This is a genomic window from uncultured Flavobacterium sp., from assembly GCF_963975005.1.
GTDB lineage: Bacteria > Bacteroidota > Bacteroidia > Flavobacteriales > Flavobacteriaceae > Flavobacterium.
On the sequence record NZ_CAXBFR010000162.1, the window covers coordinates 1 to 5,087 of the forward strand.

Consider the following 5,087-nt stretch of genomic DNA (forward strand, 5'->3'; position numbering starts at 1 on the left):
CGGCAGCAAAAATTACTTTATCCGCATTTTTCATGGCGTGGTCTAAATTTTTCTCTAAATCAGCAAGTACCACAGATACACCTTGCTTTTCAAAATGGTCTTTTTGATCTTGTTTTCTGACCATCGCAATTGGCTGATAGGTTTCTGATTTTTGTAATAAATCAATAATAATTCTTCCTGTGGTACCATTGGCACCTGCTACTAATACATTTTTTATTTCACTCATAATTTTTTATTTTAATTGTATAAAACTTGCTTCCTACATTTTGTAGGGTTAAGAAAGCGTTATAATAACCTTTTCTTTTGTTCTTCCATTTGCCAGATATTTAAAGGCCATGATTCCAACTTGAACCATTCTTCTGATATAATTAAGTTGCTTTGCTATGGAAGCTGCTTTGATTGCTAACAAAATATCGTTTGGCTTCACTTTTTTGATTTTAAATTAATTTTTGATTATGCACGTTAGTTACCTTTAAGAATTTCTCCACGACTGCCATGCACCTTAAGACCAAAGTGCCAAAGGGATGAGAACCAGTTGCTTTTTCATCAACACCAAATAATACAACTACTAAATCTTTACTCAATGGAACCCAATCTAGGACTTGAGATTGGAAATCGATTCTATTAAATGTAAGATGACGAAATCCGGCAAAGACCATAAATAGCGCTAATAGAATTCTAAAAATATTTTGTATCAGAAACTCTAGGTATATTTAACTATTCTGTATCCACTTTCTTGGTTACTTCATTCATATTTAATTCCATTTGGGAGAGTTTTTGCCCGCCTTTAATTCCAAAGTCCAACGTGCGAATTGGAAAAGGAATAGTAATGTCTTGCTCATCAAATGCTTTCTTAATCGCTTTAATGGCTTTACTTTTCATCACGAAGTAGCTAGGTTCTCCAGGATATTCTATCCAAAATCGAACATTAAAATTGATGGAACTTGAGTCAAATTCAGAATAGTCAAAAACCATCAAATCTTTATCTATGACACCATCTAAGCTTTTTATTGTGCTCAATACAATATCTTCAACTTGATCAAGATCATCTGCGTAAGAAACTCCAACGGTTATATCAATCCGCCTTTTTTCTAACACAGAAAAATTGTAAAAGGCATGCTGTAAAAAGTCTTTATTTGGAATGTAAACTTCTTGGCCTTGAAAAGTCGCAATAGCTGTATCACGCAAGCCGGTTCGTGTTACTTGGCCCATTATATCATTTATTTCTATGATTTCCCCAATTTTAAAAGGTCTATTAAAGGCCAGTATAATACCCGATAAAAAATTTGCGGCTATATCCTGAAAAGCAAAACCGAAAGCCAAACCTATCACACCAATTCCTGCGAGTATTGAAGTTAATGCCTTATTTAGCCCTAGCACTCCAAGCATAATAAAAAGCCCTATACTCAGTATTATGCCATAAATTACAGTGGAAAATAAATGTCCCAATGCCTCGTTATTTGATGCTTTGTAAAAAAGTTTTCTAAACAGTTTGCTTCCAAATTTGGCAAGCAGAAGGAAGATGATCAATAACAACAAGGTCACTGCCATATTGGGTAGCATGTTGATGAAGGTGTCTAGCCAACTTTCTAATTTTTGTACTACCGTTTGAACGGGTTCCGTTACTTGCTCTTGTATGTCTTGCATCATTATGCTATTATAAATTTACTTTTTATTTAGTGGGCAACTCTTGCATAAATTAAGGATGAACCTATCACTCCATTGCTTCCTGTCACAATTACTACTCCTGCATCTCTTAAAACACTCTAAGGAGATTAATTACATAGAATTTCACTCCTAATCCCTTTGATGAATAGTATTATTAAACTCTTTACGATCATAAAATTCATCAGCACTATTAGAACTTTGTATAGTGTTATCTCCCATGAAATGGCGAACTAAATTTAATTCGTATTCAAAATCAATAACATCTCCTTTTTTGAAGCGTTTAGCTTTAGCAAAAGTCGATCTATCAATTTGATTGATATTTACCGATTTATTCTTCTCATCAATAATTGCCATGCCAATAGGAATAATCAGGTGATTTTCTCCTTCCTTGTTTAAAAACTCATGCACACCCTCGCTAACTTTGTTTTGATATGTATTATGCTCTTCTTCTATTAACGTTTCATCAACTTCAACATCTAGATAAACTACTCGTTCGTGAGTTTTATTTACCAGTAAATGATCCACTTTTCCAATACTACGGTTATTTGCATCTATTATAGTCCAACCCCTTACATCGTTATAATTTTTGGCTACTTTATAATCGGATAATTCATCCAGGTTAAAAAGATTTTTGTTTGTATCTGTCATCATTTTAATTTTTAAAGATTAATTAATTCATTTTTTGAAGTAGGTCAGAAGCCTTTGCAAAATAATTTTTAACGGCATCTTTTTGCTCAAGCGTAAGTACTTCCATTTTTATTGATTCTGATGCCTTTTTTAATGCTGAAACTTCATCTGCCAAACCAGGATATTTAGCCTTTTGGATGTTTTGCAATACATTAGTTAAAATATTATCCGCATTTCTAATAGTATTCGCATGTGTTGTTTCAAAAGGAGCTCGTTCAATCATTTTTGCATATTCCCTTGCCTTTTCTATATCGGCCTGAACTTCATATCCAACCTCATTGGCCATAGCGTCAGTAGCCTCAATTAATTTTAATAGCGCTTCATTTGTATATTCATGATCAAGACTCATTTTGTCTTTACTGTTTGCTACAAAATTTACATAAGCCACAACGGTGGCGTTATTTTCTTTTACCCCTAAAAGGTCAGATTCGGTCGTATTTGTGATGGAATCTGATTCAGTTTTTAAGTGTTTAAATATTTATTTGATAACATTTTCTTTGATAGCTATCGTCAGAAAGAATACAAAGAAGATATATTAATTATAGAATTTGTCGATTACCTGAAAGGTTTAATTTCAGGTAATCGACATTCAATTATAGTATTTATTTGCCTTGAATGAGTTTAACTGCTATTACGATAACTGCAATAACAAGCAATAAATGTATAAACCAGCCGACTTGAAAAGCAAAAAATCCGATTGCCCAGCCAATAATTAAAATTACGGCTATGATGTAAAGTAAATTTCTCATGATTGTTTTTTTTAAGTTATTATTAATAGGGTCTTGATAATATTGAGAGTGTTTGAATTTGAAATACGAAGTTATGCCTTAACGCGCTATATTGTGTTACATGATATCTTGAATTAGTTACAGCATTGACACATTAAACATTTGAATAATAATTATTTAGAAAAAAGTTTTATATTTTTCCCACTAACGGGATAAGAATTGTTATTTTGCATCGCTCTCTTTTATATTTTTCAGCCAATCTAGTATTGCAATTGGTTTTAGCTCATCAAACGCTTCAAAACAACCTTTAATAGAGCCGCAAAAGGCAAAAAGAAAATCATTCAAGCCAAACCAAAAAAAAAAACAACCACAAAAAAAAGAGAAACCCCATTTTTTACAGTTGTTATTATAAAGCCAGTAGACGCAAGCAACTCAATACTCACAATTCATAATAAAAACAATCAGTGTTCCAAAACTTTAAGTAAAATTAGGAACACAGATGACACAGATTAAACGGATTTTCGCAGATTTTTTAAAAATTATAAAGATTTCTCCAATTTCTTAAATCCGTGTTCCAAAAACTCACAATTCATAATTAAAACAATCCGTGTTCCAAAACTTTAAGTAAAATTAGGAACACAGATGACACAGATTAAACGGATTTTCACAGATTTTTTAAAAATTATAAAGATTTCTAAAATTTCTTTAATCAGTGTTCCAAAAACTCATAATTCACAATTCATAATTAAAACAATCAGTTTTCCAAAACATAACGCAAAATTAGGAACACAGATAACACAGATTAAACAAATTTCCACAGATTTCTCTAAAGAATTTAATCATTTGGTTAGTGGTGTTTAATTTTTCTTCTAAATTCAATTAATAGCATCTATTTGTTTAATAATTTCTTCTCCATTTTTTTTGAATTCTTGTATTTCTTGTACATAAATTTTATACGCCATATAATAGCTGGTAATTCTATTTTTTTCTAAGGGGTTATTCATCATAAAATCAATTACTCCCTTTGTTTCTTTATGAAGTAAAAAAGAGGAAAACCAAGCTGATTTTTTGTGTTCATTCAAGTTATATACAAATTCTCTCATGATTTCTATTGCTGCAATGTTAATTTCAATCAAATATTTATTGTAAAATAGATTGATTTTTGACGTTAGATTTTGGTTGCCAATTCGCATATCATTTGACTGATTTTTGAGTAATTCGAAACCACGTTGATTGATGGCAAAATCTTTAAAACCATCCAATACAGATAAGTATTCAGGATGCTTTTGTAAATCTTCTTTTGTTAGATTTCCGTTTAAAACAGCCTCGAAAGCGGGTTTTCTTGTCTTTTCATAATCATCGACAAAGTCATCTATTTCAACAATATCAGTAGCAATATCTTCTTTTATGATTTGATAAATACCATGTAATGTTTCATTTTGCTTTCTATGTTCATTCCAATTATTAATTTGAAGCGCAATCAAAATTCCAATAACCACAAGCACAATTTCGCCAATGGCATATTTCAAATACTTTACCGTTTTTCTTTCAGAAAGCATGTTTTTTCGAATTTTTCTAAAGAATTTTATCATATCTATTGCCCGTGCAAACGGGTAACTATTAAGTTACAAATAATGTAGGCTAATGATTGAAGTTTGAGGCAGTTGTGTAAATTTACACTTAATTTTTTATATACAAGGCTTGTTTATAATTTTTGGAGAGAATTTAAATGAGCATTCCTCCAATTTTTCAACCCGAGCCTGAAAGTGCCAACAGACGAAGTAATCAGTGTTCTAAAAAATCAGTATATATTAATGCAAGGCATTATCAAAAATTTAATAAGGTGGATTCAATTTTATTACCATTTCATCACTTGCTAAATACATTTTGTCAAGATTAGGATAAACTACATAATATGTCCATTTTTTTCCATCAGATGAACAAGCAACTACAAATTCATTATTTGTAATTTCTTTTACATGATATTCACCACATCCATTTATA

The 5,087-nt window shown here is 31.1% G+C and carries 8 protein-coding genes; all 8 read right to left on the minus strand.

Going from position 1 to position 5,087, the window contains the following annotated elements; all coding sequences use genetic code 11:
- Positions 1 to 226: NAD(P)H-binding protein (locus AACZ53_RS13630; protein ID WP_339839554.1), on the minus strand; the 226-nt coding region annotated here is incomplete at its 3' end.
- A gap of 48 nt (positions 227 to 274) precedes the next feature.
- Positions 275 to 427, minus strand: coding sequence for a hypothetical protein (locus AACZ53_RS13635; RefSeq protein WP_339839556.1), 153 nt, complete (start codon positions 425 to 427; stop codon positions 275 to 277).
- Positions 428 to 437: 10 nt separating this feature from the next.
- Complete coding sequence (locus tag AACZ53_RS13640) at positions 438 to 659, minus strand: hypothetical protein (protein WP_339839558.1); 222 nt, start codon at positions 657 to 659, stop codon at positions 438 to 440.
- A gap of 58 nt (positions 660 to 717) precedes the next feature.
- Entirely contained in the window at positions 718 to 1,650 is a 933-nt protein-coding gene (locus tag AACZ53_RS13645) for a mechanosensitive ion channel family protein (protein WP_339839561.1), read from the minus strand.
- A 147-nt stretch (positions 1,651 to 1,797) separates the two neighbouring features.
- A complete protein-coding gene (locus AACZ53_RS13650) occupies positions 1,798 to 2,319 on the minus strand; it encodes a PRC-barrel domain-containing protein (RefSeq protein WP_339839563.1) in 522 nt (173 codons plus the stop codon).
- Between the two features lie 19 nt (positions 2,320 to 2,338).
- Entirely contained in the window at positions 2,339 to 2,704 is a 366-nt protein-coding gene (locus AACZ53_RS13655; protein WP_339839565.1) for a hypothetical protein, read from the minus strand.
- Between the two features lie 253 nt (positions 2,705 to 2,957).
- Entirely contained in the window at positions 2,958 to 3,104 is a 147-nt protein-coding gene (locus AACZ53_RS13660) for a lmo0937 family membrane protein (protein WP_339839567.1), read from the minus strand.
- Positions 3,105 to 3,958: 854 nt separating this feature from the next.
- The gene (locus AACZ53_RS13665) at positions 3,959 to 4,675 is read right to left on the minus strand and encodes a DUF6090 family protein (RefSeq protein WP_339839569.1); all 717 of its coding nucleotides are present in this window, start codon (positions 4,673 to 4,675) and stop codon (positions 3,959 to 3,961) included.
- Between the last annotated feature and the right edge of the window lie 412 nt (positions 4,676 to 5,087).

Bases quoted from the DNA above. Each gene is read 5' to 3' on its own strand.
- AACZ53_RS13645 (WP_339839561.1), bottom strand. From the start codon at position 1,650: ATGATGCAAGACATACAAGAGCAAGTAACGGAACCCGTTCAAACGGTA.
- AACZ53_RS13655 (WP_339839565.1), bottom strand. From the start codon at position 2,704: ATGAGTCTTGATCATGAATATACAAATGAAGCGCTATTAAAATTAATT.
- AACZ53_RS13650 (WP_339839563.1), bottom strand. From the start codon at position 2,319: ATGATGACAGATACAAACAAAAATCTTTTTAACCTGGATGAATTATCC.
- AACZ53_RS13665 (WP_339839569.1), bottom strand. From the start codon at position 4,675: ATGATAAAATTCTTTAGAAAAATTCGAAAAAACATGCTTTCTGAAAGA.
- AACZ53_RS13640 (WP_339839558.1), bottom strand. From the start codon at position 659: ATGGTCTTTGCCGGATTTCGTCATCTTACATTTAATAGAATCGATTTC.
- AACZ53_RS13660 (WP_339839567.1), bottom strand. From the start codon at position 3,104: ATGAGAAATTTACTTTACATCATAGCCGTAATTTTAATTATTGGCTGG.